The sequence below is a fragment of the Streptomyces sp. NPDC043685 genome, assembly GCF_056436585.1.
This window is the reverse complement of record NZ_JBWKCH010000001.1, coordinates 991,389-1,017,303: the sequence shown is the minus strand read 5'-3', so window position 1 is coordinate 1,017,303 and position 25,915 is coordinate 991,389. Positions and strand designations below refer to the sequence as shown.

21 protein-coding genes are annotated in these 25,915 nt (G+C 72.4%); 12 read left to right on the top strand and 9 right to left on the bottom strand.

Annotation, left to right across the window (positions count from 1 at the left end):
• The 4 genes from AC0665_RS04780 to glgB form a co-directional block, all read left to right on the top strand.
• A partial coding sequence (locus AC0665_RS04780; protein WP_478704421.1) for an alpha-amylase family glycosyl hydrolase occupies positions 1–1,182 on the top strand: 1,182 nt, incomplete at its 5' end.
• Complete coding sequence (gene treS / locus AC0665_RS04775) at positions 1,179–2,879, top strand: maltose alpha-D-glucosyltransferase (RefSeq protein ID WP_363118289.1); 1,701 nt, start codon at positions 1,179–1,181, stop codon at positions 2,877–2,879. The genes AC0665_RS04780 and treS, both read left to right, overlap by 4 nt.
• A 191-nt stretch (positions 2,880–3,070) precedes the next feature.
• Positions 3,071–4,513 (top strand): maltokinase N-terminal cap-like domain-containing protein, encoded by a 1,443-nt coding sequence (locus AC0665_RS04770; protein WP_363118290.1) that lies wholly within the window; start codon positions 3,071–3,073, stop codon positions 4,511–4,513.
• 27 nt (positions 4,514–4,540) lie between these two features.
• Complete coding sequence (glgB, locus tag AC0665_RS04765) at positions 4,541–7,408, top strand: 1,4-alpha-glucan branching enzyme (protein WP_478704420.1); 2,868 nt, start codon at positions 4,541–4,543, stop codon at positions 7,406–7,408.
• A 40-nt stretch (positions 7,409–7,448) separates the two neighbouring features.
• Here the strand turns inward: glgB and AC0665_RS04760 are convergent, their stop codons facing one another.
• A complete protein-coding gene (locus tag AC0665_RS04760) occupies positions 7,449–8,441 on the bottom strand; it encodes an alpha/beta fold hydrolase (RefSeq protein WP_478704419.1) in 993 nt (330 codons plus the stop codon).
• Entirely contained in the window at positions 8,438–9,358 is a 921-nt protein-coding gene (locus AC0665_RS04755) for a zinc-binding dehydrogenase (protein ID WP_478704418.1), read from the bottom strand. Before AC0665_RS04755 ends, AC0665_RS04760 begins: the two co-directional genes overlap by 4 nt.
• A 90-nt stretch (positions 9,359–9,448) precedes the next feature.
• Here AC0665_RS04755 and AC0665_RS04750 point away from each other — a divergent pair, with 90 nt between their 5' ends.
• Positions 9,449–10,396: a LysR family transcriptional regulator gene (locus AC0665_RS04750; protein WP_478610047.1), complete on the top strand. Its 948-nt coding sequence runs from the start codon at positions 9,449–9,451 to the stop codon at positions 10,394–10,396.
• On the top strand, positions 10,393–10,803 hold the full coding sequence (locus tag AC0665_RS04745; protein ID WP_478704417.1) for a hypothetical protein: 411 nt from the start codon (positions 10,393–10,395) through the stop codon (positions 10,801–10,803). Before AC0665_RS04750 ends, AC0665_RS04745 begins: the two co-directional genes overlap by 4 nt.
• A 52-nt stretch (positions 10,804–10,855) precedes the next feature.
• Here the strand turns inward: AC0665_RS04745 and AC0665_RS04740 are convergent, their stop codons facing one another.
• From AC0665_RS04740 to AC0665_RS04725, 4 genes are all read right to left on the bottom strand, one after another.
• Positions 10,856–13,087, bottom strand: coding sequence for a HelD family protein (locus tag AC0665_RS04740; RefSeq protein WP_478704416.1), 2,232 nt, complete (start codon positions 13,085–13,087; stop codon positions 10,856–10,858).
• A gap of 180 nt (positions 13,088–13,267) precedes the next feature.
• Positions 13,268–13,582 (bottom strand): thioredoxin family protein, encoded by a 315-nt coding sequence (locus AC0665_RS04735; RefSeq protein ID WP_468414793.1) that lies wholly within the window; start codon positions 13,580–13,582, stop codon positions 13,268–13,270.
• A gap of 5 nt (positions 13,583–13,587) precedes the next feature.
• Positions 13,588–14,016 (bottom strand): MerR family transcriptional regulator, encoded by a 429-nt coding sequence (locus tag AC0665_RS04730; RefSeq protein WP_468414759.1) that lies wholly within the window; start codon positions 14,014–14,016, stop codon positions 13,588–13,590.
• A gap of 29 nt (positions 14,017–14,045) precedes the next feature.
• Positions 14,046–14,555, bottom strand: coding sequence for an Lrp/AsnC family transcriptional regulator (locus tag AC0665_RS04725; RefSeq protein ID WP_363118298.1), 510 nt, complete (start codon positions 14,553–14,555; stop codon positions 14,046–14,048).
• Positions 14,556–14,600: 45 nt separating this feature from the next.
• Between AC0665_RS04725 and AC0665_RS04720 the strand changes: the two genes are divergently transcribed.
• The gene (locus tag AC0665_RS04720; protein WP_478704415.1) at positions 14,601–15,515 is read left to right on the top strand and encodes an NAD-dependent epimerase/dehydratase family protein; all 915 of its coding nucleotides are present in this window, start codon (positions 14,601–14,603) and stop codon (positions 15,513–15,515) included.
• Between the two features lies 1 nt (position 15,516).
• The gene (locus AC0665_RS04715; protein WP_478704414.1) at positions 15,517–16,416 is read left to right on the top strand and encodes an aldo/keto reductase; all 900 of its coding nucleotides are present in this window, start codon (positions 15,517–15,519) and stop codon (positions 16,414–16,416) included.
• 537 nt (positions 16,417–16,953) lie between these two features.
• Here the strand turns inward: AC0665_RS04715 and AC0665_RS04710 are convergent.
• Positions 16,954–18,627 (bottom strand): MFS transporter, encoded by a 1,674-nt coding sequence (locus AC0665_RS04710; RefSeq protein WP_478610042.1) that lies wholly within the window; start codon positions 18,625–18,627, stop codon positions 16,954–16,956.
• 109 nt (positions 18,628–18,736) lie between these two features.
• Here AC0665_RS04710 and AC0665_RS04705 point away from each other — a divergent pair, with 109 nt between their 5' ends.
• Positions 18,737–19,351 carry a TetR/AcrR family transcriptional regulator gene (locus AC0665_RS04705; protein WP_478704413.1) on the top strand — a complete coding sequence of 205 codons (615 nt, stop codon included), beginning with the start codon at positions 18,737–18,739 and terminating at the stop codon, positions 19,349–19,351.
• 101 nt (positions 19,352–19,452) lie between these two features.
• Here AC0665_RS04705 and AC0665_RS04700 read toward each other — a convergent pair whose 3' ends face one another.
• Positions 19,453–20,850, bottom strand: coding sequence for a cation:dicarboxylate symporter family transporter (locus AC0665_RS04700; RefSeq protein WP_468414764.1), 1,398 nt, complete (start codon positions 20,848–20,850; stop codon positions 19,453–19,455).
• Between the two features lie 178 nt (positions 20,851–21,028).
• Between AC0665_RS04700 and AC0665_RS04695 the strand changes: the two genes are divergently transcribed.
• The 3 genes from AC0665_RS04695 (at position 21,029) to AC0665_RS04685 (ending at position 24,442) form a co-directional block, all read left to right on the top strand.
• Positions 21,029–22,699, top strand: coding sequence for a sensor histidine kinase (locus tag AC0665_RS04695; RefSeq protein ID WP_478610040.1), 1,671 nt, complete (start codon positions 21,029–21,031; stop codon positions 22,697–22,699).
• Positions 22,696–23,385, top strand: coding sequence for a response regulator (locus tag AC0665_RS04690; RefSeq protein WP_363118305.1), 690 nt, complete (start codon positions 22,696–22,698; stop codon positions 23,383–23,385). Before AC0665_RS04695 ends, AC0665_RS04690 begins: the two co-directional genes overlap by 4 nt.
• Positions 23,386–23,521: 136 nt before the next feature.
• The gene (locus AC0665_RS04685) at positions 23,522–24,442 is read left to right on the top strand and encodes a zinc-binding dehydrogenase (RefSeq protein WP_468414766.1); all 921 of its coding nucleotides are present in this window, start codon (positions 23,522–23,524) and stop codon (positions 24,440–24,442) included.
• 109 nt (positions 24,443–24,551) lie between these two features.
• On the opposite strand, the gene AC0665_RS04680 is transcribed toward AC0665_RS04685, so the two are convergent.
• A complete protein-coding gene (locus tag AC0665_RS04680) occupies positions 24,552–25,889 on the bottom strand; it encodes an enolase C-terminal domain-like protein (RefSeq protein WP_478610039.1) in 1,338 nt (445 codons plus the stop codon).
• Positions 25,890–25,915: the final 26 nt, after the last annotated feature.

The following is a 25,915-nucleotide window of genomic DNA, read 5'->3' as shown; positions in this document are numbered from 1 at the left end:
ATCGGTTCGCCGGAGGGCGGGCACGACGCGGTGCATCCGGACCTGGGCACGCTGGAGGACTTCGTCTGGTTCGTCGGGCGGGCGCGGGAGCTGGGCATGGAGGTGGCGCTGGACTTCGCGTTGCAGTGCTCCCCGGACCACCCCTGGGTGCACAAGCACCCCGAGTGGTTCCACCACCGCCCCGACGGCACCATCGCCTATGCGGAGAACCCGCCGAAGAAGTACCAGGACATCTACCCCATCGCCTTCGACGCCGACATGGACGGGCTGGTCGCCGAGACCTGCCGGGTGCTGCGGCACTGGATGGACTGCGGGGTGCGGATCTTCCGCGTGGACAACCCGCACACCAAGCCGGTGGTGTTCTGGGAACGGGTCATCGCGGACGTCAACCGCACCGACCCCGACGTGATCTTCCTGGCGGAGGCGTTCACCCGCCCGGCGATGATGCACACCCTGGCCCAGATCGGCTTCCAGCAGTCCTACACCTACTTCACCTGGCGCAACACCAAGGAAGAACTCACCGAGTACCTGACGGAGCTGTCGGGTGAGGCGGCCTCCTACATGCGGCCGAACTTCTTCCCCAACACCCCCGACATCCTGCACGCCTACCTCCAGCACGGTGGCCGGCCCGCCTTCGAGGTGCGGGCCGTGCTCGCGGCGACCCTCTCCCCGGCCTGGGGCATCTACTCCGGCTACGAACTGTGCGAGAACACCCCGCTGAAGGAGGGCAGCGAGGAGTACCTGGACTCGGAGAAATACCAGCTCAGGCCCCGCGACTGGGAGAGCGCCGAACGCGAGGGCCGCAGCATCGCCCCGCTGCTCACCCGGCTCAACACCGTCCGCCGGGAGAACCCGGCCCTCCAGCAGCTGCGCGACCTGCACTTCCACCACGCGGACCAGGAGGCGGTGATCGTCTACTCGAAGCGGAAGGGTTCGAACACGGTTCTGGTGGTCGCCAACCTCGACCCCCACCACACCCAGGAGGCGACGGTCTCGTTGGACATGCCGCAACTCGGCCTGGACTGGCACGAGTCGGTGCCGGTGCGCGACGAGCTCACCGGCGAGACCTACCACTGGGGCAGGACCAACTACGTGCGCCTCGAACCGGGTCACAGGCCCGCGCACGTCTTCACGGTCCTGCGACCGTCCACCCCGGAGATCGGAGGGTCACCCACAACATGATCGTCAACGAACCCGTCCAGGACACCTTCGAGGACACCCCCGCCCGGGACCGTGACCCGGAGTGGTTCAAACGCGCCGTGTTCTACGAGGTGCTCGTCCGCTCGTTCCAGGACAGCAACGGCGACGGCGTCGGCGACCTCAAGGGCCTGACCGCCAAACTCGACTACCTCCAGTGGCTCGGCGTCGACTGCCTGTGGCTGCCGCCCTTCTTCAAGTCCCCGCTGCGCGACGGCGGCTACGACGTCTCCGACTACACGGCCGTGCTGCCGGAGTTCGGCGACCTGGCCGACTTCGTGGAGTTCGTCGACGCCGCCCACCAGCGCGGCATGCGCGTGATCATCGACTTCGTCATGAACCACACCAGCGACCAGCACCCGTGGTTCCAGGAGTCCAGAAAGGACCCAGACGGGCCCTACGGCGACTACTACGTGTGGGCGGACGACGACAAGCAGTTCCAGGACGCCCGGATCATCTTCGTCGACACCGAGGCCTCCAACTGGACCTACGACCCGGTCCGCAAGCAGTACTACTGGCATCGTTTCTTCTCCCACCAGCCGGACCTCAACTACGAGAACCCGGCCGTGCAGGAGGAGATGATCTCCGCGCTCAAGTTCTGGCTGGACCTGGGCATCGACGGGTTCCGGCTGGACGCGGTGCCCTATCTGTACCAGCAGGAGGGCACCAACTGCGAGAACCTGCCGGAGACGCACGACTTCCTGAAGCGGGTGCGCAAGGAGATCGACGCCCAGTACCCGGACACGGTGCTGCTGGCGGAGGCCAACCAGTGGCCCGAGGACGTCGTCGACTACTTCGGCGACTACCCGAGCGGCGGCGACGAGTGCCACATGGCGTTCCACTTCCCGGTCATGCCGCGCATCTTCATGGCCGTACGCCGCGAGTCCCGCTACCCGGTCTCCGAGATCCTGGCCAAGACCCCGGCCATTCCGTCGAACTGCCAGTGGGGCATCTTCCTGCGCAACCACGACGAGCTCACGCTCGAAATGGTCACCGACGAAGAGCGCGACTACATGTGGGCCGAGTACGCCAAGGACCCCCGCATGCGCGCCAACATCGGCATCCGCAGGCGGCTCGCCCCCCTGCTGGACAACGACCGCAACCAGATCGAGCTGTTCACGGCCCTGCTGCTGTCGCTGCCGGGCTCGCCGATCTTGTACTACGGCGACGAGATCGGCATGGGCGACAACATCTGGCTCGGCGACCGCGACGCGGTGCGCACGCCGATGCAGTGGACCCCGGACCGCAACGCGGGATTCTCCTCGTGCGATCCCGGCCGGCTGTTCCTGCCCACGATCATGGACCCGGTCTACGGCTACCAGGTCACGAGCGTCGAGGCGTCCATGGCCTCACCCTCGTCGCTGCTGCACTGGACCCGCCGCATGATCGAGATCCGCAAACAGAACCCGGCCTTCGGCCTCGGCTCCTACACGGAGCTGCCGTCGTCCAACCCGGCGGTCCTGGCGTTCCTGCGGGAGTACGAGGACGACCTGGTGCTGTGCGTGAACAACTTCTCCCGTTTCGCACAGCCCACGGAACTGGACCTGAGCGCCTTCGAGGGGCGGCACCCGGTGGAGCTGTTCGGCGGGGTCCGCTTCCCGGCGATCGGCGAGCTGCCGTACCTGCTGACCCTCGGGGGCCACGGGTTCTACTGGTTCAGGCTCCGCAAGGAGACCATGTGAGGCCTGAAAAGGCCTGTTGAGGCCTGATGCGCGGGGCGGGCGGCAAACCCCGGCGGCGGGGCGTTTCCTCCGCCCCGCCCGGGGCACGCATCAGTAACACCCCGCCCACCCGCGTGAGCCGGAGGAGCGCCGTCCGGGGCCCGCCACAGGCGCCGGAGGCGCACCGATCACGGGTGAAAGGACGCGACGCCATGTCGGAAGCCGTCACACGCACCGTCACCACCCCGCCCGGCCTCCTTGCCTCCCTGGATCCACTGCTGCGGGAATGGCTGCCGCGGCAGCGCTGGTTCGCGGGCAAGGGGCGGCCGGTCACCGGGTTCACGCTGGTCGAGGCCACGGAGCTGCTCCCGGCCACCTCCAAGCTCGGCCTGTACCACCTGCTCGTGCGCGCCCATCAGCCCGTCGTGCCGTCCCATGGCGCGCCGGGCCACCCCGGTGACTGCTACCAGTTGCTGATAGGCGTGCGCGAGGCGCTGCCGCCTCGGCTGGCGCCCGCGCTCATCGGACACGTGCCGACGGGTCCGCTGGCCGGCCGGACCGTCTACGACGCCCTGCACGACTCCCGGCCGGCCGAACTGCTCCTGGAGGCGCTGCGCACCCGGGCCCGGGTCGGCAGGCTCCGCTTCGACCGCGACCCGGGGCAGGACATCCGCTCGGGGCTGGTGCCGCGCGTGGTGACCGCCGAGCAGTCCAACTCCTCGATCGTCTACGGAGATACGTTCATCCTGAAGCTGTTGCGCCGGATCGTGCCCGGCGTCAACCCCGACCTGGAGCTGCCGCTCGCCCTGGCCCGCGAGGGCTGCCCCCGGGTTCCCGCCCCGACGGCCTGGATGGTCGCGGACATCTCCCCCACGGCGGACCCGGTCGTCACGACCGGCCCGGCCGACCCCGCGGGCCAGCCGTACGTCCTCGGGGTGCTCCAGCCGTTCCTCCAGGGCGCCACCGACGGCTGGGAGCTGGCGCTGCGCGAACTGGCCAAGGGGGAGGACTTCGGCGCCGAGGCGCGGGCCCTGGGGCGGGCGACCGCCGAGGTGCACACCGCGCTGGCCCGGGCGTTGCCGACCGTCACCCTCGGTCACATGCAGCTCCGGCTGATGGTCGACGGCATGATCGAGCGGCTGGAGGCGGCCGTCCAGGCGGTGCCCGCGCTGCGGCCGTACGCCGGTGGACTGCGGTCGGCGTTCACGGCGCTGGGCGATCTGGCCGCCGAGGGCGGCACCTGGACCGCGCAGCGGGTGCACGGCGATCTGCACCTCGGCCAGTGCCTGCGCTCCCCGTCCGGCGAGTGGTGGCTGATCGACTTCGAGGGCGAGCCGGCCCGCCCGCTCGCCGAGCGGCGCATGCCGCAGCCGGTGGTGCGGGACGTCGCCGGCATGCTGCGGTCCTTCGACTACGCGGCCCGCTCGATCGACCCTCCCCGGCCGGACTGGGCCGAGACCTGCCGTTCCGCGTTCTGCTCCGGCTATGCCGAGGCCTCCGGCCACGACCCGCGCACCGACCCGGTGCTGCTGCGGGCCTACGAGACGGACAAGGCGATCTACGAGGTGGTGTACGAGGCCCGGCACCGCCCCGACTGGCTGCCGGTGCCCCTGGCCGCCATAGACCGGCTCGCCTCGTCCGGCCACCTGACCTGACCGACCCTCGTCCTGGAGGCTCCGCCCGTGACCCCCCGCCCTGAGTCCAGCGGTTCGCATCCCAAGGGGACCGCCGGGGAGAAGATCCCCGAGCAGCCCACGGCCGCCCAGCGCAAGAGCGCCGCGAAGAAGACGGCGGTGCCGAAGCAGGCAGCGGCGAAGAAGACGGCCGCCGCGAAGAAGGCCGCCGCCAAGAAGACGCCCGCCGCGCAGTCACCGGCGGTGAAGGCCGCGGCCAAGAAGGCGACACCGGCGAAGACGACCGCGAAGAAGACGGTCACCAAGGAGGCCGTCGCGAAGAGGACGGCCGCCGGGAAGACGACCGCCCGGAAGGCGGCAGCCGAGAAGGCGGCGGCGAAGAAGGCCGCGCCCGTGAAGGCCGCCGCGACGAAGGCGGCCCCGGGGGCGGAGGCGGCCGAGAAGGCGGTGCCCGCGAAGAAGGCCGCTGCCAAGAAGGCCGTCACGAAGAAGGCCGCCGCGACGAAGGCGACGGCGGCGAAGTCCACGGCCGCGAAGACGCCGGCCACCAAGGCCGCCCCGGCGAAGACGACCACGAAGAAGGCGACCGCCAAGAAGACCGCCGTCAAGAGGACCGCGGTCAAGAAGGCGGCCACGGCCGGGGCCCCCGCCGAGACGGCCCTCGCGCGCGAGGCTCCCGCCGGGACGGCCGGGTCCGCCCAGGTGACCCCTCCGGAGATGGAGGTCGCCGTCTCACCCGCCGTCGACGCGGTGGACCGGGAGCGGCTGCTCGGCGGCACCCACCACGACCCGCACTCCGTGCTCGGCGCGCACCCCGTGCCCGGCGGCATCGCCTTCCGGGCGTTCCGGCCGTACGCCCTGTCGGTCACCGTCGTCACCGGAGAGCTGCGCGCCCAACTGCACGCCGACGGGGAGGGGTTCTTCTCCGGGCTGCTGCCGCTGCGGGAGGTCCCCGCGTACCGGCTGGTCGTGGAGTACGAGGGGACGGTCCTGGAGACCGAGGACGCGTACCGCTTCCTGCCCACGCTGGGCGACCTCGACCTGCACCTCATCGGCGAGGGCCGGCACGAGGAGCTGTGGACGGCGCTGGGCGCCCACCCCATGACGCACCAGGGCGTGACCGGCACCCGCTTCGCGGTGTGGGCGCCGAACGCGCGCGGGGTGCGCGTGGCGGGCACCTTCAACTTCTGGGACGGCACCGGACACGTCATGCGGTCGCTGGGCTCGTCCGGGGTGTGGGAGCTGTTCCTGCCGGACGTCGGCGAGGGCGAGCTGTACAAGTTCGAGATCACCCGGTCCGACGGTTCGAGGTCGATGCGCGCCGACCCGATGGCACGCCGCACGGAGGTGCCGCCGGCGACCTCGTCGGTCATCACGTCCTCCCACTACGAGTGGGGCGACGCCGAGTGGGTGGCCCGGCGTGCCGAGACCCCGGCGCACGAGGCGCCGTTCTCGGTGTACGAGATCCATCTGCCGTCCTGGCGTCCTGGACTGACGTACCGTCAACTGGCCGAGCAGCTCCCCGGGTACGTCAAGAACCTGGGCTTCACCCACGTCGAGCTGATGCCGGTCGCGGAGCACCCGTTCGGCGGGTCCTGGGGCTATCAGGTCACCGGTTTCTACGCGCCGACGGCCCGGCTGGGCACCCCGGACGACTTCCGGTACCTGGTCGACAAGCTGCACCAGGCCGGGATCGGGGTCCTGATGGACTGGGTGCCGGCGCACTTCCCGCGGGACGACTGGGCGCTGGCCGAGTTCGACGGCCGGCCGCTGTACGAGCACGAGGATCCGCTGCGGGCCGCGCACCCCGACTGGGGCACGCTGGAGTTCGACTTCGGCCGCAACGAGGTGCGCAACTTCCTCGTGGCCAACGCCGTGTACTGGTGCGAGGAGTTCCACATCGACGGGCTGCGCGTGGACGCGGTGGCGTCCATGCTCTACCTGGACTACTCGCGCGAGGCGGGGCAGTGGACGCCGAACGAGCACGGCGGCCGGGAGAACCTGGACGCGGTGGCGTTCCTTCAGGAGATGAACGCGACGGTGTACCGCAGGGTGCCCGGCGTGGTGACCATCGCCGAGGAGTCCACCGCGTGGGACGGCGTCACGCGGGCCACCCACCACAAGGGCCCGAGCGGCTTCGGCGGACTCGGGTTCGGGCTGAAGTGGAACATGGGCTGGATGCACGACACGTTGCAGTACATGAGCCACGAGCCGGTGCACCGCAAGTACCACCACGGCGAGATGACGTTCTCGATGGTGTACGCGTACAGCGAGAACTACGTGCTGCCGATCTCGCACGACGAGGTCGTGCACGGCAAGGGCTCGCTGGTGTCGAAGATGCCGGGCGACTGGTGGCATCAGCGCGCCGGGGTCCGGTCCTACCTGGGCTTCATGTGGGCCCACCCGGGCAAGCAACTGCTGTTCATGGGCCAGGAGTTCGCGCAGGGCGCCGAGTGGTCCGAGGCGCACGGCCCCGACTGGTGGCTGCTCGACCCGGGCTACGGGGCCGAGGCCGACCACCGGGGCGTGCGCGACCTGGTCCGCGACCTCAACACCGTCTACCGGGCGACCCCGGCGTTGTGGCGCCTCGACACGGACCCCGCCGGTTTCGAGTGGATCGTCGGGGATGCCGCCGACGACAACGTCCTCGCGTTCCTGCGGCTGGACCCGGAGGGCGTCCCGTTCCTGGCGGTGTCCAACTTCGCGCCGGTCACCCGGCCGGACTACCGGCTGGGCGTGCCCGAGGACGTCCCCGCCTGGCACGAGGCCGTCAACACCGACGCGGCCCGCTACGGCGGCAGCGATGTCACCAACCCCGACCCGGTCAAGCCCGAGCCGCTGGCCTGGCACGGCCGCCCGGCCAGCATCCGGCTGACTCTGCCGCCGCTGGCGACGGTCTGGCTGCGGCCGGCGTAAGAGGGCCGGGAAAGAGAGGCAGGACGTGGACGGGAGCGGCTCACACCGCCGCTCCCGTCAGCGTGTGCGCGAGGTGGTCGGCGAGGGGGAACAGCCAGTCACCGCGAGCGTTGCCGAGCAGGTGGTCGCCGTGCGGGACGGACAGGTAGGTGCCGTGCGGTGCCAGGCGGGCCAGCGGCTCGCCGTTCGTCACGCCCGGGATGACGTCCTGGCCGCCGTCCACGACCAGCAGCGGGGCCGTGACGCGCGGTGCCAGGCCGGTGAGATCGACCCGGCGGGCGAAGTCGCGGGCGGCGCCGGCTCCTCCGGCCCGCCGGGTCATGATCTCCCGGACGGGCGCAGGGAGTTCGTCCCAGTCGAGCCGGAAGGGGCCGCTGACGGTGGCGACGGCCGCCACGCGGGGCTCCAGGGCCGCGGTCCGCGCCGCGTAGTAGCCGCCGAGGCTGAGCCCGACGAGGCCGACGCGCGGGACGCCGAGGGCGTCGACGACCCGGCCGACGACCTGCTCGTAGTGCGGGGTGGCAGGGGTCGTGGCCGCGAGGGCGCCCTGCCCGGGCCCGTCCATCGCGAACACCGCGAGTCCCCTGGCGAGCAGCGCCGCCGTCAGGTCGAGGAACTCCTCCTTGGCCGAGTCCAGGCCGGGGACCACGATCACCGTGCCGGGGGCGTCCGAGGGGCCGCGCAGCCAGCCGGTGAAACCGTCGCCGGTGACGCGCCGGGCGCCGGGCTCCAGCACGGACAGCGCCCGTCCCAGGGCCCGGTCCGCCTCGGCGGCGGCCCGTCCCGCCTCCGCGTACGGCGCGAGCGTGGCGAGGTGGAACCACCGGGCCGCCATCAGGAGGTGCTCCCCCGCGGAGACGGGCGATCCGGCCTGCTCCGCGCAAGCGTTACGGGCATGTCCGGTGCGGGAGAAGGCCGGTCCCCAGTCGGCCAGGGAGGCGAGGCCGGCGGTGAGGCGCCGGTACTCGTGAGGGTCGACGCCGGCGCCGGTGGCACGGGTCCACTGGGCGGCTGCGAAGTCGGTGACGTTCATCGGGTTCCTCCGGTCAGCAGGACGGCCTTGCCGCGTATCCGGCGCTCCCGCAGATCGATCAGTGTCTCGGCGGTCTCCGACCAGTCGGCGATCCGGCCGATCTCCGGGTGCAGCCGCTCCTGCTCGACCAGGCGCACCAGCGTCGCGAGGTCGGGGCCGTAGGGGGCGCCGGCGTAGTGGAAGTGCTGGAGGGTGACGCGCTCGGGACCGTTGAGGAGGGCGAAGAAGTCGAGGGTCGCGGGGGTGCGGCTCGCCTGGCCGAACCAGACGGCGAGGCCGCCGGGGCGCGTCTTCGACAGGGCCTCGGGCAGCTCCGGTCCGCCCGTGGACTCCAGGACGACGTCGAACGGGCCCTGTGCCGCCGCCACCTGGTGCACGACCCGCGCGCCCAGCTCCGCGAGCCGCTCGCCGCGCTCCGGCGTGGCCGTCACCGCCGTCAGCTCGGCTCCGGCTCCGACGGCCAGTTCGGTGACGAGGTGGCCGACCCCGCCCGAGGCACCGGTCAGCAGCACGCGCCTGCCCGTGAGGGAGCCGGTGGCGCGCAGCAGGCGCAGGGCGGTGATGCCCGCGAGGGGCAGGGCCGCCGCCCGGACGCTGTCGACGCCGTCCGGGAGCGGGGCGAGGGAGTGGGTGGGTACGGCGGCGTACTCGGCCCAGCCGCCCTGCGCGGGGTGTCCGGCCACGCGGGTGCCGATGGCGGGGCCCGAGCCGTCGGCGGCGGCCTGCACGACGAGTCCCGCGACATCCTTGCCGGGCAGCAGCCCCGGGCGGGGGTGTTCGAGGAGGAACGTCTCGCCCCGGTTCGGCGCGAACGCCTCGACCTTGACGAGCGCTTCGTCGGGCTCCGGTACGGGCGGCGGGACCTCGGCGAACGCGACCGGACGCGCTGGGAGCCCCGTGGGAATCAGTCTTCGCATGCCGGACATGTAACCTCCGCGGTCGCCCCGTGATCCAACAACGGACGAGCAGGACCGACACCTTTCGGTTGTCGCCTAGGGTGAGGAGCCATGGATCTCGACATGGCGCAGGTACGGGCCTTCGTACGCGCCGCCGAGGAACTGCACTTCGGGCGGGCGGCCGACGCGATGGGACTCTCCCAGCAGGCGGTGTCCAAGCGGATCGCCCGGCTCGAATCGCTCCTGGGCGCCGCGTTGTTCGAGCGCGGAGGCAAGGCGGTCGCCCTCACCGAGGCGGGGCGGCGTTTTCTGGCACCGGCCCGGCAGGCCCTGGCCGCCGCCGAGTCGGCCGTCGCCGCGGCCGTGGGGACGGACCGGCCCCTGCGGGTCGACGTCTGGGGGCACCTCTACGCGCCGATGCGGACCCTGGCCCGGGTCGCGGCGGACGCCGGGGACCTGGTGCTGGGGCACGGCCGTGATCTGCCGTCGGTGACGGCGGCCCTGCTGCGCGGTGACATCGACGCGGCCTTCGGCCGGGTGCACCCTCCGCTGCCCGAAGGGCTCGCACACCGCCTGGTACGTCTGGAGCCGGTGGACGCCGTGCTCGGCGCGGACCATCCGCTCGCCGCCGAACCGGCCGTGCGGCCCGGGCAGTTGAGCGGGAGTGTGCTGTGGGCGCCCGGGGCGCTGGACCGGCTCGACTTCCTGCACCGGTTCGCCCACCGCTTCGGCATCCCCACCACGGCCACCACCCTCAACCTGGGCCTCGCCCACTTCCTCTCCGAGGTGGCCGGGGACCCGCGCCGCTTCTCGCTGCTGCCCGCCGACGTGCCCCTGCCGGACGTACCGGGGTTGCGCTCCGTCCCGCTGGTCGATCCCACGCCGCTGTACGCCTGGTCGCTGGTGTGGCGCACCGGCGGCGGGCACCCCGGGCTCGGCACCCTCACCACCGCCCTCGCCGCGCAGGCGGGCCCGAGCAGGTGGCTGGAGTACGACCCGGCGCGTGACTGGCTGCCCGAGCCACCCGGGAACGCCGCGACGGAGCGGGGAAGTCGATGACGCTGCTGGTGGTCTTCGCCGTGCTGGTGGCCGGCCGGGTCGCGCTCCAGGGTCTGCTGATGCATCCGCTGCTGCCGCTGTGGGTGAAGACCTCGGTCTTCTGGTCGGCGCCCCTCGGCGCTCTCACCTGGCTGTTCATCATGGCGGCGGACGATCCCGTCCTGTTCCCGGAGACCGCCCCCTGCCCCAGGGAGGCGTACCAGGAGGGTGTCATCGGCAGCGGAAGGGTGTCCGCGGTCTCCACCCCGTTTCCGCCGAGGGCCTACTGCCGGTGGGAGGACGGCACCGTGTACGAACTGGCGCCCGGGGCCGAGTTCCTGTTCTGGGTCTTCTTCGCCCTGACGGTCGTACCGCTCGCGGCGGGACTGCGGCACGCCCTGCGGGATCCGAGGTCGCTGTTGGGGTAGGCCGTCGCTGTCGGGGTAGGCCCCGTGCCCGGGCGGGCACGGGGCCGGCCGGTCACGCGAACGCGTCCGCGAGGGGCTTCGGCAGTGCGCCGGTGTGCAGCACGCCCAGCCGCTGGGTGGCCCGGGTCAGGGCCACGTACAGGTCGCTGGTGCCGTACCGGCCCGGCTCGACCACGAGGACGGAGTCGAACTCCAGACCCTTGGCCTGGCGCGGGTCCAGCAGGACCACCGAGCGTGTGAGGTCGGGCTCGGCGCCCGCCGTCACGCCGTCCAGCCGGGCCGCGAGGGAGCGGTGCAGGTCGCGCGGCGCGATCACCGCGAGCCGTCCCTCGGCGGGGGTGAGCTCCCCGACCGCCTTGGCCACGGCGCCGGGGAGGTCGTCGGTGGCCCGGGCCCAGGGGCGTACGCCCGTGGAGCGGACCGAGCTGGGCGGCTCGAAGTCCGGCTGCTCGGCACGCACCACGGCCGCCGCGACGTCCATGATCTCGGCCGGGGTGCGGTAGTTGACGCCCAGCCTGGTGTGCTCCCAGCGGTCCTCGACGTACGGGGCGAGGATGTCCGACCAGGAGCCGACACCGGCGGCCTCCGCGGTCTGGGCGGGGTCCCCGACCAGGGTCATCGAGCGGGTCGGGCTGCGCCGCATCAGCAGTCGCCACGCCATCGGCGACAGCTCCTGCGCCTCGTCGACGATGATGTGGCCGAACGCCCAGGTGCGGTCGGCGGCGGCGCGCTCGGCGGCGCTGCGGTGGTCGTCCTCCTCGTGCCGCTCGGCGAACCGCTCGGCGTCGATGATGTCGTGCGCGGACAGCACCTCCGAGCTCTCGGGGTCGTCCTCCTCCTTGTCCTCGAACTCGTAGGTCCGGGACGCGTACGACACCTCCAGCACGCCCTGCGCGTAGGCGATCTGGCGCTCCCGCTCGCGCTCGGCGCGCTCGCGGGCGAGCCGGTCGTCCTCGCCGAGCAGTTCGGCGGCCTCGTCGAGCAGCGGCACGTCCGCGACGGTCCAGTGCCGGGTCACGGGGCGGCGTACGGCGTCGGCGTCCTCGGCGGGCAGGAACTCCTCGGGTGCGGCGAGGAGGTCCGCGACGAGCCGCTGCGGGGTGAGCACCGGCCACAGCTGGTCGATGGCCGCCCACACCTCGGGGTTCTCGGCGAGGTCGTCGCGGATCTGGGTGATGTCGCTGGGGTCGAGCAGGCTGGACCCGTCGAAGGGGTCGGTGCCGATCCGCTCGGCGTACAGGTCGGTGAGGGCGTTGAGGATGTGGCCCTCGAAGTGCTCACGGGCGGCGTTGTGCGGCAGCTTGGCGGCACGGGCGCGCTCCCGGGCGACGTTGACCAGGCCGTCGTCGAGCATCAGGACCTCGCGGTCGTGCTCGATGGCGATGACCGGGTCGGGCAGCGCCTGCCGGCCGCGGACCGCCTCGGCGAGGACGTCGGCCATGTCGGCTCTGCCCTTCACGGCGGCGGCCTCGGGGGTGTCGGTGGCGGTCGCCTTCACGCCCGGGTACAGCTCGCCGACGGTGGCCAGGAGCACGCCGGTCTCGCCGAGCGAGGGCAGCACCTCGCCGATGTAGCCGAGGAACGCCGGGTTGGGCCCGACGATCAGCACGGCCCGTTTGGCGAGCAGCTCCCGGTGCTCGTAGAGCAGATAGGCCGCGCGGTGCAGGGCGACGGCCGTCTTGCCGGTGCCCGGGCCGCCCTCCACCACCATGACGCCGCGGTGCGGGGCGCGGATGATGCGGTCCTGGTCGGCCTGGATGGTCTGCACGATGTCGCCCATGCGCCCGGTGCGCGCCGAATTGAGAGCGGCGAGCAGCACGGCGTCGCCCGTCGGGTCCTCGTGACCGGTGCGGGTCTCGTCGCCGAGGTCGAGGATCTCGTCGTGCAGGTGGGTGACCGTGCGGCCGTCGGTGGCGATGTGCCGGCGGCGCCTGAGTCCCATCGGGGTGTGCCCGGTGGCCAGGTAGAAGGGGCGGGCGACGTCGGCGCGCCAGTCGATGAGGACGGGGGTGCGCTCGGCGTCGTCGGTGCGCAGGCCGATCCGGCCGATGTGGTGGGTGACGCCCGAGGTGAGGTCGATCCGGCCGAAGCACAGGGAGCCGTCCACCGCGTTCAGCGCGGCGAGCAGCCCGGAGCGCTCGGCCACGAGGATGTCCCGCTCGAGTCTGGCCTGCATGGGGGTGTTGCCCTGCGCGAGGGCGTCCGTGACGGAGGTCTCGGCGTCGCCGCGCAGCGCGTCCACGCGCGCGTACAACTCGTCGATGAATTCCTGTTCCTGTCGCAATTCATCGTCCGGAAATTCGGTGTTTGACAATTCCACTCCCGCCCGGATATACTGTGCTCACTGAACTTCTCCGTGACCTCAATCCATCGAAGTCACGAACAGACAAATATACGCAAGGAAATCCCCCGAGCGCAATTGCTCGGGGGATTTCCTCATTCCGGGCACGAACCGGGCCGGCCTCTACAGCACGTCCGCGAGTTCCTCCAGCAGCCGCCGCTTGGCCCGCGCGCCGACCATCGCCTTCACGGGCTCGCCGCCGCGGAACACCATGAAGGTCGGCATGGACAGCACCTTGTAGGCGTTGGTCGTCGCCGGGCTGGTGTCGACGTTCAGCTGCACGACCTTCAGCCGCTCGCTCTCCTCGGAGGCCAGGGCCTTGAGCACCGGGCCCATCTGCCGGCACGGCGGGCACCAGTCGGCGGTGAACTCCACCAGCACCGGCAGCTCCGCGCCGATCACCTCCGCGTCGAAGTCCGCGTCCGTCACCTCGGTCACATGGGTCACCATGCATCCCCTCCCAGCTCGCACACCGGTTCCGGACCGCCCGGAACCTCCGCCTCGGCGGCCAGTTCGGCCCGCGCCAGCTCGGCCCGCTCCAGCTGCCGTGCGACGGTCTCCCGCACCCCGGTCAGCTGCCCGATGAGCGAGTCGAGTTCGTCCAGCTTGCGCCGGTAGACCGCGAGCGAGGCCGGGCACGAGTCGCCCTCGGGGTGCCCGGCGCGCAGACACTCCACGAAGGGCCGCGTCTCCTCCAGGTCGAACCCGAAGTCCTGGAGCGTCCTGATCTGCCGCAGCAGCCGCAGATCGCTCTCGTCGTAGGTCCGGTATCCGTTGCCGGTGCGCCGCGCGGGGAGCAGTCCCCGGGACTCGTAGTACCGCAGCGTCCGCGTCGTGGTCCCGGCCCGTGCGGCCAGCTCGCCGATTCGCATGTCCCCGAACGTAATCCTTGACCCCCGCGTCAAGGCAACAGCGGTTTGCGCTCCACCGGGGAGGTCAGCACGACCGACGTGGTGGTGCGGCCGAGCGCGGAGACGTTCTCCAGGACCTCTTCCAGGTGGACGGTGTCCCGGACGGCGACCTTGAGGATCCAGCAGTCCTCCCCGACCACGTGGTGCACCTCGATGATCTCGGGGCGTTCCGTCAGTTCCAGGGTCCTGGGGTGCTTGAGCGTGTACCCGCCGTGCGGGTCGACGCGGATGAACGCCTGGATGCCGTAGCCGAGCCGGGCCGGTACGACGTGGGCGCCGTAGCCGCTGATCACCCCGGCCGCCTCCAGCCGCCGCACCCGCTCGGTGACGGCGGCGGGACTGAGCCTGACCCGCCGGCCCAGCTCGCTGAGCTTGATCCGGCCGTCGATCTGGAGCAGCTGGAGGATCTGCCGGTCCAGTGCGTCGAAGGCCACCGATGTTTCGTCGGCGGCGCTGCGCAGATGCCGTGGTTCTTTCGGCGCGGCGGCCTGAACTCCCATGGTTCCCCCTTCAGGGCGTCGATGTACGCCGGGAGAATTATGGCCATGGAAAAACCCCTGGATGTGCTGGTCATCGGCGGGAACCGTTACGTCGGGAAGCGTCTGATCGCACGGCTGCTCGCCGAAGGCCACCGCGTCACCGTGCTGAACCGGGGCTCCTCCCCGCCACCCGCCGGGGCGGAGCACCTGCTCGCCGACCGCGACGACGAGCGGTCGCTGACCGGCGCGCTCGGCTCCCGGGTCTACGACGTCGTCGTCGACCAGGTCTGCTACACCCCGCGCCAGGCGGCGATCGCCCGCCGTGTCTTCACCGGCCGTACCCGGCGCTATGTGATGACCTCGACGGTCGAGGTGTACGAGTACGAGGACTCCCCCGCCCTGCTGCGCGAGGAGGCCCTCGCCCCGGCCACCGTCCCGGTCGACCTGGACCTGCCCTGGGACGACCCGGTCTTCGCCGAGGCGCACTACGGGGAGGGCAAGCGGCAGGCCGAGGCGGTCCTCGCGGGCGGCGGCGCGGCGTTCCCCTGCGCGACGGTGCGGATGGCCCATGTGCTGGGCGGCGACGACGACTTCACGGGCAGGCTGGCCCACTACGCCGAGCGGATCCGCACCGGCGAGCCGATCGCCGTGCCGACGGTGAACCGGCCGGCCACCTATGTGTACGTCGAGGAGGCCGCCCGTTTCCTGGCCTGGGCGGCGGGCGAGGACTTCACCGGGCCGGTGAACGCCGCCGCGCCCGGGGCGCTGAGCACCGAGGAGCTGTGCGAGGCGGTGGCCGCTCATGTCCCGGGCGGGCGGGTGGTGTTCCGTCCGGTGCGGGTCGGTGAGGTCTCGCCGTTCTCCTTCCGCCGCTCCTACGGCATGGACGGCGGCCGGGCGGCCGGGCTGGGGTTCGGCTTCACCGACACGCGGCGGTGGCTGCCGCGTGCCGTGGCCGAGACGCTCGGGAAGGGCGGCTGACATGCGCTACCGGACACTGGGCGGGCTGCGGGTGAGCGCGATCGGGCTGGGGGCGATGCCGCTGTCCATCGAGGGCCGGCCGGACGAGGCACGCGCGCTGGCCACGGTGCACGCCGCGCTCGACGCGGGCGTGACCCTGCTGGACACGGCCGACTCCTACCACCTGCCCGGGGCGGAACCCGGCCACAACGAACGCCTGGTGGCCCGGGCGCTGGCCTCCTACGGCGGTGACACCTCCGGCGTCCTGGTGGCGACGAAGGGCGGCCGCGGCCGCCCGGCGAACGGCGACTGGACGGTGAACGGCCACCCCCGCCACCTCAAAGCGGCCGCGGAGGCGTCGCGCGAGCGACTGGGAGTGGAGGCGATCGGCCTCTACCAGCTGCACAAGCCCGACCCCGCGGTGCCTTTCGAGGAGTCCGTCGGAGCGCTGCGCGAGCTGCTCGACGCGGGCACGATCCGGCTGGCCGGTGTGTCCAACACGGACGCGGACCAGATCCGCCGGGCGCGGGAGATCCTCGGCGACCGTCTGGTGTCGGTGCAGAACCGGTACTCCCCCGCCGTCCGGGACAGTGAGCCGGAGCTGCGGCTGTGCGCGGAGCTGGGGCTGGCGTTCCTGCCGTGGAGCCCGCTCGGCGGGCTGTCGCGCAGTTCCCTGGACGGTCCGTCACGCACCGAGGGGGCGCAGCGCTTCAGCGCCTTCCACGCGGTGGCGGCGGAGCGCGGGGTCAGCCCCCAGCAGGTCGTCCTGGCCTGGCTGTTGGCCCGGTCCCCGGCGGTCGTGCCGATCCCGGGGGCGAGCCGTCCGGAGACCATCAGGGACTCGGCGGCCGCGGCGGACCTGCTGCTCACCGAGGAGGAAAGGACCCGGCTGGACGAGGCGGCCGGTCAGGGCCGCGCCTAGCCGGCCCACCCAGCGCCGAGCCACCCACCCGACAGCAGCCTCCACCCAGGAGCTGCCCACACCCTCACGCCGCCCGCCCGGGGGCCCTGCGGCATACGGGGCGTGCTCTCGGGGCGCCAAGTGCCCCGGGGCCGCCAGAACATCCCGGCTCGCCCAAGGCCGGGTACGAACCCGCCGAAGCTGGGCCACGCCCAAGAGGTCCCCCCTCCCAGGGCCGGGCACGAACGCGCCGCAGCCGAGCCACGCCCAGGAGGTGCCCTCACCCCCGCGCTGCACGCCCGGGGGCCCTGTATGCAGGGCGTGCTCTCGGGGCGCCAAGTGCCCCAGGGCCGCCGGAACATCCCGGCTCGCCCAAGGCCGGGTACGAACCCGCCGAGCCTGGGCCACGCCCAAGAGGTCCCCTCCCAGGGCCGGGCACGAACGCGCCGCAGCCGAGCCACGCCCCAAGGGCCCCCGCCCCGGCCGCCCGGAGGGCCCTGCACGGATGTGGCGCCTGCCGCCCTCCGGCGGCAGGCGCCACTGTCGTGATCGATGCGTCTAGCGGGTTCCGGCCGGCTCCAGTTCCTTGTCCTCCTCCACCGGCTCGTCCACCGTCTTCCCCTTGCCTGGCAGCAGCAGCGCCACGACCACCGTGCCGACGCCCAGGACCACGGCCCCGATCAGGCTGGTGTGGGCGACCGCGTCGGAGAAGGCGGATCCGACCGCGTCGGCCATCTGCCGCGCGCCGCCCCCGAGCTGTTCGGCCTGGGCCCGCAGGCGCCCGGCCTGCCGGGCGTCGCCGGTGTGGGCGGCCTGCTCGGCGAGCTGACGTGCCTTGTCGCCGATGCCCCGGGCGACGGCGTATCCGGCCCCGACGGAGTCCTGGGCGGTGGACAGGGAGGAGGCAGGGAGCTTGCTGCCGGCCGTCGCGTCGGAGAGGTGACCGGAGTACGACGTGGCCAGCAGCGAACCGAGGATGGCGATGCCCAGCGAACCGCCGAGCTCCAGCGACGTGTCGTTGACCGCGCCACCGACGCCCAGTTCGGACTCCGGGAACGCCCCCATGATCGCGTCCGTGCAGGGCGACAGCGCGAGCCCGATCGACAGGCCGAGGACGATCAGGGGCGCGACGAAGTCGCCGTACGACGCACCGGCGTCGACCCGGGTGAGCAGCGCCAGGGCCGCCGTGCCGCCGGCCATACCGGCCGTGACGGTCCACTTCATGCCGACCCGGGGCGTGAGGAAGCCGGTGAGGGCCGCCCCCACGAACACGGCGCCCGCCAGCGGCAGCATGCGCAGGCCGGTGTCCAGGGCGTCGTAGCCGAGGACGAACTGGAGGTGCTGCGTCAGGTAGTAGAAGGCGCCGAAGACCGCCAGGAAGAACAGGGCGACGGCCAGGTTCGACCCGGCGAAACCGCGGTCGGTGAAGCGGCGGACGTCCAGGAGCGGGCGCGGGTGGCGCAGCTCCCACAGGACGAAGGCGACGAGCCCGGCTCCGGCGACGACCGCCGCGCTGACGGCCTTGACGCCCCAGCCGAAGTGCGGCCCCTCGATGATCATGTAGACCAGCGCGGCGATCCAGACCACCGACAGCAGCCCGCCGCCGTAGTCGATGCGACCCCGGTCCGCGGCCTTGGACGGCGGCACGAGGACGAAGGCGCCGACGAGGGCGAGGACCGCGACGGGCACGTTGATCAGGAACGTCGAGGACCAGCCGTGGTCCTCCAGCAGCGCTCCGGCGACCAGCGGCCCGGCCGCGATGGCGAGACCGGCCGTGGCGGTCCACAGGGTGATGGCCTTGGCCCGCTCGGCGCGCGGGAAGGTCGCGGCGAGCAGCGAGAGCGTGGCCGGCATGATCATCGCGGCACCGGCGCCCATCACGGCCCGGGCGGCGATGACGGTCGTGGCACTGTCGGCGAGGTAGCCGAAGACGGAGCCGCCCGCGAACACGACCAGTCCGAGGACGAGCGCGCCCCGGCGGCTGTACTTGTCGCCTATCGCGCCCAGCAGCAGCATCAGCGCGGCGTAGGGGACGGTGTAGCCGTCGATCACCCACTGGAGGTCGGCGCTGGACAGCCCGAGGTCCTCGGTCATGGCGGGCGCCGCGACGGTGAGGGCGGTGTTGGCCATCACGATGATCAGCAGGCTGAGGCAGAGCACGAGGAGCGCCCACCAGCGGCGTGCGTAGGGGCGGTCCGTCCTCTCGGCCGGTTCGGTCACGACGAGTCGCATGGCTGGGTGTGGCCTTCCTCGTTGAATTGCACATGGCTGTGCATTTACACAACGGTGTGCAATCTACGCCGTTGCACAGCACTGTGCAACTCAATGGGGGAAGGGCACAATGACGTCCATGACCACGGGAACCAGCCGCGCCGACGCAAACCGCCGCCGCATCCTCGACGTGGCCCTCGCCGAGCTGCTGCGCGACCCCGACGCGTCCATGGACCAGATCGCCCGGGCCGCCGGTGTCGTACGGCGGACGGTCTACGGGCACTTCCCGAACCGTGAGGCGCTGATCAGCACGCTCGTCGACGAGGCGGTGCAGGCGCTGTCGGCGGCGCACGCGGCGGGCCGCGAGGGCGTGCGCGACCCCGCGGAGGCGGTGGCGCGCTCCGTGCTGGCGGTGTGGGAACTCGCCGACCGCTACCGGCTGCTGATCGCGCTCGCCCAGCGCACGGTCACCATGCAGGGCATCCGGGAGCGGCTCGGCCCCGTCCGGGAGGCCGCCACCGAGATGCTCCGGCGCGGCCTCGACCAGGGCGTCTTCAGCTCACCCCTGCCCGCTCCGGCCCTGGCCTACGTGCACGAGCAGATGCTGGTCGCGCTGATGGAAGCGGTGAACGACGGGCTCGTGGCAGCGCGAGAGGCGGGCCGCTGCGCCGCGGTCACCATCCTGACCGCGGCGGGCGTGCCCGCCTCCGATGCCACCGGGCTGGTGGCGAAGCTGAACGCTTGATCTGCTGGAACGTCTGATCTGTCTGTGTGCGGTAGTGGACCGGGCGGCTGAGCGACGGGGGGACACCCAGCCGCCCGGAGTCTCGCGGGGCGGCGCGGCCGTCAGGCCTTCGCCAGCTCCTTCTCGCCGCCCGGCTCGGGCACCTCGGCCGCGGCGTGGTCCTCGGCCGGGCCTCCGTGCCCGTCGTCCAGCAGGGTCTTCTCGTCGAAGGGCAGCCGGCCGGCGAGCACCTGGTTCACGCGGTCCCGGTCGATCTCCTTCGTCCAGGTGCCGATCAGCACGGTGGCCACGGCGTTGCCGGCGAAGTTGGTCAGGGCGCGGGCCTCGCTCATGAAGCGGTCGATGCCGACGATGAGGCCGATGCCGTCCACCAGGGCGGGCTTGTGCGACTGCAGACCACCGGCCAGGGTCGCGAGGCCGGCGCCGGTGACACCGGCGGCACCCTTGGAGGCGACCAGCAGGAAGAGCAGCAACGGGATCTGCTCACCGATCGACATCGGCGTGCCCATGGCGTCGGCGATGAACAGCGAGGCCATGGTCATGTAGATCATGGTGCCGTCGAGGTTGAAGGAGTAGCCGGTCGGGACGGTGATGCCGACCACCGGCTTGCTGACGCCCAGGTGCTCCATCTTGGCGATGAGCCGCGGCAGGGCGGACTCGGAGGAGGACGTGGACAGGATCAGCAGGAACTCCCGGCCCAGGTACTTGAACAGCGTGAAGATGTTCAGGCCCGAGATGACCCGCAGCAGGGTGCCGAGCACGATGAAGACGAACAGGAAACAGGTGACGTAGAAGCCGAGCATCAGCACGGCGAGGCTCTTGAGCGCCTCCACGCCGGCGGATCCGGTGACCGCGGCGATGGCACCGAAGGCGCCGATCGGGGCGGCCCACATCACCATCGCGAGGATGCGAAAGACCAGCCGCTGGATGTGCTCGATGCCGCGCAGGATGGGCTGGCCGGCCGAGCCCATGCCCTGGAGCGCGAAGCCGGCGAGCAGGGCGATCAGCAGGGTCTGCAGGACCGACTCGTTGGTGAAGGCCGACACGATCGTGGTCGGGATGATGCCGAGCAGGAACTCCGTGGTGTTCTTCGCCTCGGCGTCGATCTGGGCGTGCCCGGCGTCCTTGACCGCGTCGGTCACCGCGAGGCCGGTGCCCGGCTCCAGGATGTTGCCGACGACCAGGCCGATGCCCAGCGCGACCAGCGACATCACCATGAAGTAGCCCAGGGCGATACCGCCGACGGCGCCGACCTTGGCGGCCTTGCGCACCGAGCCGATGCCCAGCACGATCGTGCAGAAGATGATCGGCGAGATCATCATCTTGATCAGGGCCACGAACCCGGTGCCGATGGGCTTCAGCTCTTGCGCGAAGTCCGGCGCGGCCAGACCCACCGCGATACCGGCGGCGACCGCGATGATCACCGCGATGTAGAGATAGTGCGTGCGGTCCCGCTTGGGCTTGCGTGCGGTAGGTGCCGTATCGGCTGCGCTGGTCACGGCGGCCCTCCTTGACGACGTCGTCGGCATCACCGGCGTGCGGCTCACGTCCGGGGGATGGGAGCGGGGGCTCCCGGAGATGCGTTATGGGGAATGCCCGTGACTATGTCCTGCTCTGTGAGCGCGGTCACCCTTCCGTTCATTTAGTTCACAATCAGCCACGGTGCAGACTGACGGCATGCGCCTCACCGTCCCCGGCCCCCGCAGTCTGGCGGGCCAGCTCTTCGCCATGCAGGCCGTGCTGATAGCGGTCGTCGTGGCCGGATACGCGCTGTTCAGCTATGTCAGCGACCGCAGCCAGGCCGAGGAGGCCGCGACGCGCCAGGCCAGGGCGGTGGCGCGATCCGTCGCGGACTCCCCGTCCGTGCTGGCGGCGACCCGCACCGCCGACCCGACGGCCGAGCTCCAGCCGTACGCGCTGAAGGTGATGCGGGACACCGAGGTCGACTTCATCACGATCATGAATCCGCGGGGCATCCGCTGGACGCACCCCGACCCCCGGCAGATCGGCCAGACCTTCCAGGGCCACACCGAGCGGGCTCTGAAGGGCCAGACCTTCACCGAGACCTACACCGGCACGCTCGGCCCCTCGGTCCGCGCGGTCACCCCGATCCGGGACGGCCGCGAGGTCGTGGGCCTGGTCAGCGCGGGCATCCGGGTCGAGCAGATCACGCAGCGGGTGCAGGACCAGCTCACGGCCCTGCTCGGCGTCGCGGCCGGCGCGCTGGTGCTGGGCGCGGTCGGCACGTACGTCATCAACGCCCGGCTGCGCCGCCACACCCACGGCATGAACGCGACCGAGCTGAGCCGGATGCACGACTACCACCAGGCCGCCCTGCACGCCGTGCGCGAGGGGCTGCTGATGCTGGACGGGCAGTACCGTGTGGCGCTGATCAACGACGGAGGTCGGGAGTTGCTCGGCGTGGCCGGGGACGTGGTGGGCAGGTCGGTGGCGGAGCTGGGGCTGCCGGCCCCGCTGACGGGCGCCCTGCTGGCGTCGGGGCCGCGGGTCGACGAGGTGCATCTGACGGCGTCCAGGGTCCTGGTCGTCAACACCTCGCCGGTGTCCGGCGGTGAGCAGCGCGGTACGGTCGTCACCCTGCGCGATGTCACCGAACTCCAGTCGCTGATGGGCGAGTTGGACTCCGAGCGGGGCTTCACACAGGCGTTGCGCTCCCAGGCGCACGAGGCGGCGAACCGGCTGCACACGGTGGTCTCGCTGATCGAGCTGGGCCGGGCGGAGGAAGCGGTGGAGTTCGCGACGGCCGAGCTGGAGCTGGCGCAGGCGCTGACCGACCAGGTCGTGGCGGCGGTGAGCGAGCCGGTGCTGGCGGCGCTGCTGCTGGGCAAGACGGCCCAGGCCAACGAGCGGGGCGTGGAGCTGATGGTGTCGCAGGACAGCAGCCTGGACGACGGCCTGCTGCCCGCGACCCTGCCCGCGCGGGATCTGGTGACCATCCTCGGCAATCTGATCGACAACGCCGTGGACGCGGCGCAGGGCAGCGCCCGGGCCCGGGTGACGGTGGCGGCGTACACCAGGAACCCCGGTGGCGCCCCGGAGCTGGTGCTGCGGGTCTCGGACACGGGCCCGGGCGTGGACCCCGAGCACGCCGAGGCGGTCTTCCAGCGCGGCTTCTCGACGAAGCCGGCGGGCCCCGGCGGCCGGGGGCTCGGGCTGGCGCTGGTCCGGCAGGCGACCCAGCGGCACGAGGGCTCCCTGACGGTGTCGGAGGCCGAGGGCGGCGGGGCGGAGTTCGAGGTGCGGCTGCCGCTGCGCGAGTGCGGGACGACGGACACGGGCGTGACATCCGGGGCCCCGGTGGCCAGAGGCGCTGGAGGCGACGCATGACGGGCAGCGAGAAGGACATCCGTGTCCTGGTGGTGGAGGACGACCCGGTCGCCGCCGACGCGCACGTGTTGTACGTCGGCCGGGTGCCCGGGTTCGTGGCCGTGGGCAAGGCGCACTCCGGCGCGGAGGCCCGACGGGTCCTGGACCGCACCCCGGTGGACCTCCTGCTGCTGGACTTGCACCTGCCCGATGTGCACGGACTGCAACTGGCCCGGTCCCTGCGGGCGGCCGGCCATCACGCGGACGTGATAGCGGTGACGTCGGCCCGAGACCTGGCCGTCGTCCGCGAGGGCGTCTCGCTCGGGGTGGTGCAGTACGTCCTGAAGCCGTTCACCTTCGCGACCCTGCGCGACCGCCTGGTGCGCTACGCCGAGTTCCACGCGGCGGTCGGCGAGGCCAGCGGCCAGGACGAGGTGGACCGGGCGCTCGCCGCCCTGCGCGCACCGGGCCCGGCCGCCCTGCCCAAGGGGCTGAGCGCGCCGACGCTGGAGCGGGTGACGGTGGCCCTGCGCGACAGCGCGGAGGGCCTCACGGCCGCCGGGGTCGCCGAGACCGTGGGCATCTCCCGCATCACGGCCCGCCGTTACCTGGAGCATCTGGTCGACGCGGGCCGCGCGGCCCGCCGCCCGCAGTACGGCACGGTGGGGCGCCCGGAGTTGCAGTACCGCTGGGTCACCGGCCAGTGACGGCCCCCGGCCGGAGCCCCCACTTACGCGTCGACCGGCCGGACCGCTCGGCTCGCGTTCACGGCGCAGCCGTCCCGGCCGCGGCGGAAGGGATCGGCCGCGGCCGTTGTTGCAGGTCGGTGACCAAGGGGGAGACATGTCCGTTCGTGCTTTGATCGTCGATCCGTCCGCACCGGCCGCCGTCCGTCTCGGCGAGGCCGACGAGCCCGTGCCGGGACCGGGTCAGGTCCTGGTGGAGGTGACACACGCCTCGCTGAACTACGGCGACCTCAACGACGCCCGGTCGGGGCGGGTCCCGGCGGGAGCGGTACTCGGTTCGGACGCGGCCGGGGTGGTCGTCCGGGCCGCGGCCGAGGGAGCCGGGCCGGTGGCGGGCGCGCGGGTGGTGGCCCTGACCACGGGGGCGTTCGCCGAGCGCGTCGCGATCGACGTGGGGGCGCTCGCCGAGGTGCCCGAGGGCCTGGACCTGGCGAAGGCGGCGGCCCTGCCGGTCGCCGGAGTGGCGGCCCTGCGCTCGCTGCGGGCCGCCGGGCTCGAAGCGGGCAAGCGGGTGCTGGTCACCGGGGCCTCCGGCGGGGTGGGCCGGTTCGCCGTCCAGCTGGCGGCACGATCCGGTGCCCATGTGATCGCGTCGGTGGGCTCGGCCGCCCGCGCGGAAGGGCTGGCCGAGGCCGGTGCGCACGAGGTGCTGACCGGGCTGGAGGGACTGCGGGGGCCGGTGGACGTGGTCATCGACAGCGTCGGCGGCCCGCAACTGGTCGCGGCCTGGGACCTGCTGGCCCCCGGGGGCAGCGTCCAGAGCGTCGGCTGGACGTCGGGGGAACCGGCGGTCTTCGCGCCGTACGCGACCGTCGGCCCGGCCAAGTCGCTGTCCTCCTTCGTCATCGAGGGCGACGTGGGAGCGGACCTGGCCGTCCTCACCGGGCTGGCCGCCGAGGGATCCCTGGCCGTCGAGACCGGCTGGCAAGGATCCTGGGACCGGTTCGACGAGGCGGCCGAAGCGCTTCGCGGACGCCGGATCCGCGGCAAGGCGGTCCTGGAGGTGGCGTCCCGCTAGCCGCCGGGCAGGGGGCGGGCCCGGAGCCGGTGGTCGCCCGGTCGGGGAGGCCGTCACCGGCGTCCCCGAGCGGCGCACCCACCCGTCGTCCGTCGCACCGGCCGGAGGCCTACCGCACCAGACACGGACGCTTGGCGTCGAACGACCACCCCGGGACGAGGTACCGCATCGCCGCCGCGTCGTCCCGTGCCCCGAGCGCCTTCTCCCGGTACAGCTCGTGCGCCGCGAGCAACCGGTCCTGGTCGAGAGCGACGCCCAGCCCCGGCGCGTCCGGCACCGCGATCCGCCCGTCCACGATCCGCGGCGGGTCCACCGTCAGCCGCTCCAACCCCTCCTGCCAGATCCAGTGCGTGTCCAGCGCGTTGTACTCCCCCGGCGCCGCCGCCCCGCAGTGCGTCACCATCGCCAGTGAGATGTCGAAGTGGTTGTTGGAGTGGCACCCCCAGGTCAGCCCCATCGCGTTGCACAACTGCGCGACCCGCACCGATCCCTGCATGGTCCAGAAGTGCGGATCGGCCAGCGGGATCGACACCGACTGGAGCGCCAGCGCGTGGGCCAGCTGACGCCAGTCCGTGGCGATCATGTTCGTCGCGGTCGGCAGTCCCGTGGCCCGGCGGAACTCCGCGAGCACCTCCCGCCCCGAGTAACCGCCCTCCGCGCCGCACGGATCCTCGGCGTACGCGAGCGTCCCCACCAGCGGCCGGCACAGCTCGACCGCCTCACGCAGCGACCACGCCCCGTTCGGGTCGAGGGTGACCCGCGCCTCGGGGAACCGCCGCTTCAGCGCCCGGACCGCCGCGACCTCCTCGGCCCCCTCCAGCACACCCCCCTTGAGCTTGAAGTCCCGGAACCCGTAGAGGTCGTACGCCGCCTCGGCCTGCCGCACGATCGCCTCGGCGGACAGCGCCTCCTCGTGCCGCACCCGGTACCACTCCACCGAGGAGCCGGGCTCCCGCACGTACTCCAGATCCGTCCGGTCCGGGTCGCCCACGTAGAATAGATAGCCCAGCACCCGAACGCTGTCCCGCTGCTGCCCGTCCCCCAGCAGCGCCGCCACCGGGACGTCCAGGTGCTGCCCCAGCAGGTCCAGCAGCGCCGACTCGACCGCCGTGACGGTGTGCACCGTGGTGCGCAGGTCGAAGGTCTGCGCACCACGCCCCCCGGCGTCCCGGTCGGCGAACCGCTCCCGGATCTCGCGCAGCACCCGCTTGTAGTCACCCACCTTCGCCCCGACGACCAGGGACTCGGCGTCCCGCAGCGTCCGTGTGATCTTCTCCCCGCCGGGCACCTCCCCGAGCCCGGTCCGCCCCTCGGAGTCGGTGAGGACGACGACGTTGCGGGTGAAGTACGGCCCGTGCGCGCCGGAGAGGTTCAGCTCCATGCTGTCCCGCCCGGCGACGGGGTAGACGGCGAACGCCGTGACGACCGGCTGCTGACCGATGCTCATCAATCTCCCTTTCCCGAAACCCGGTT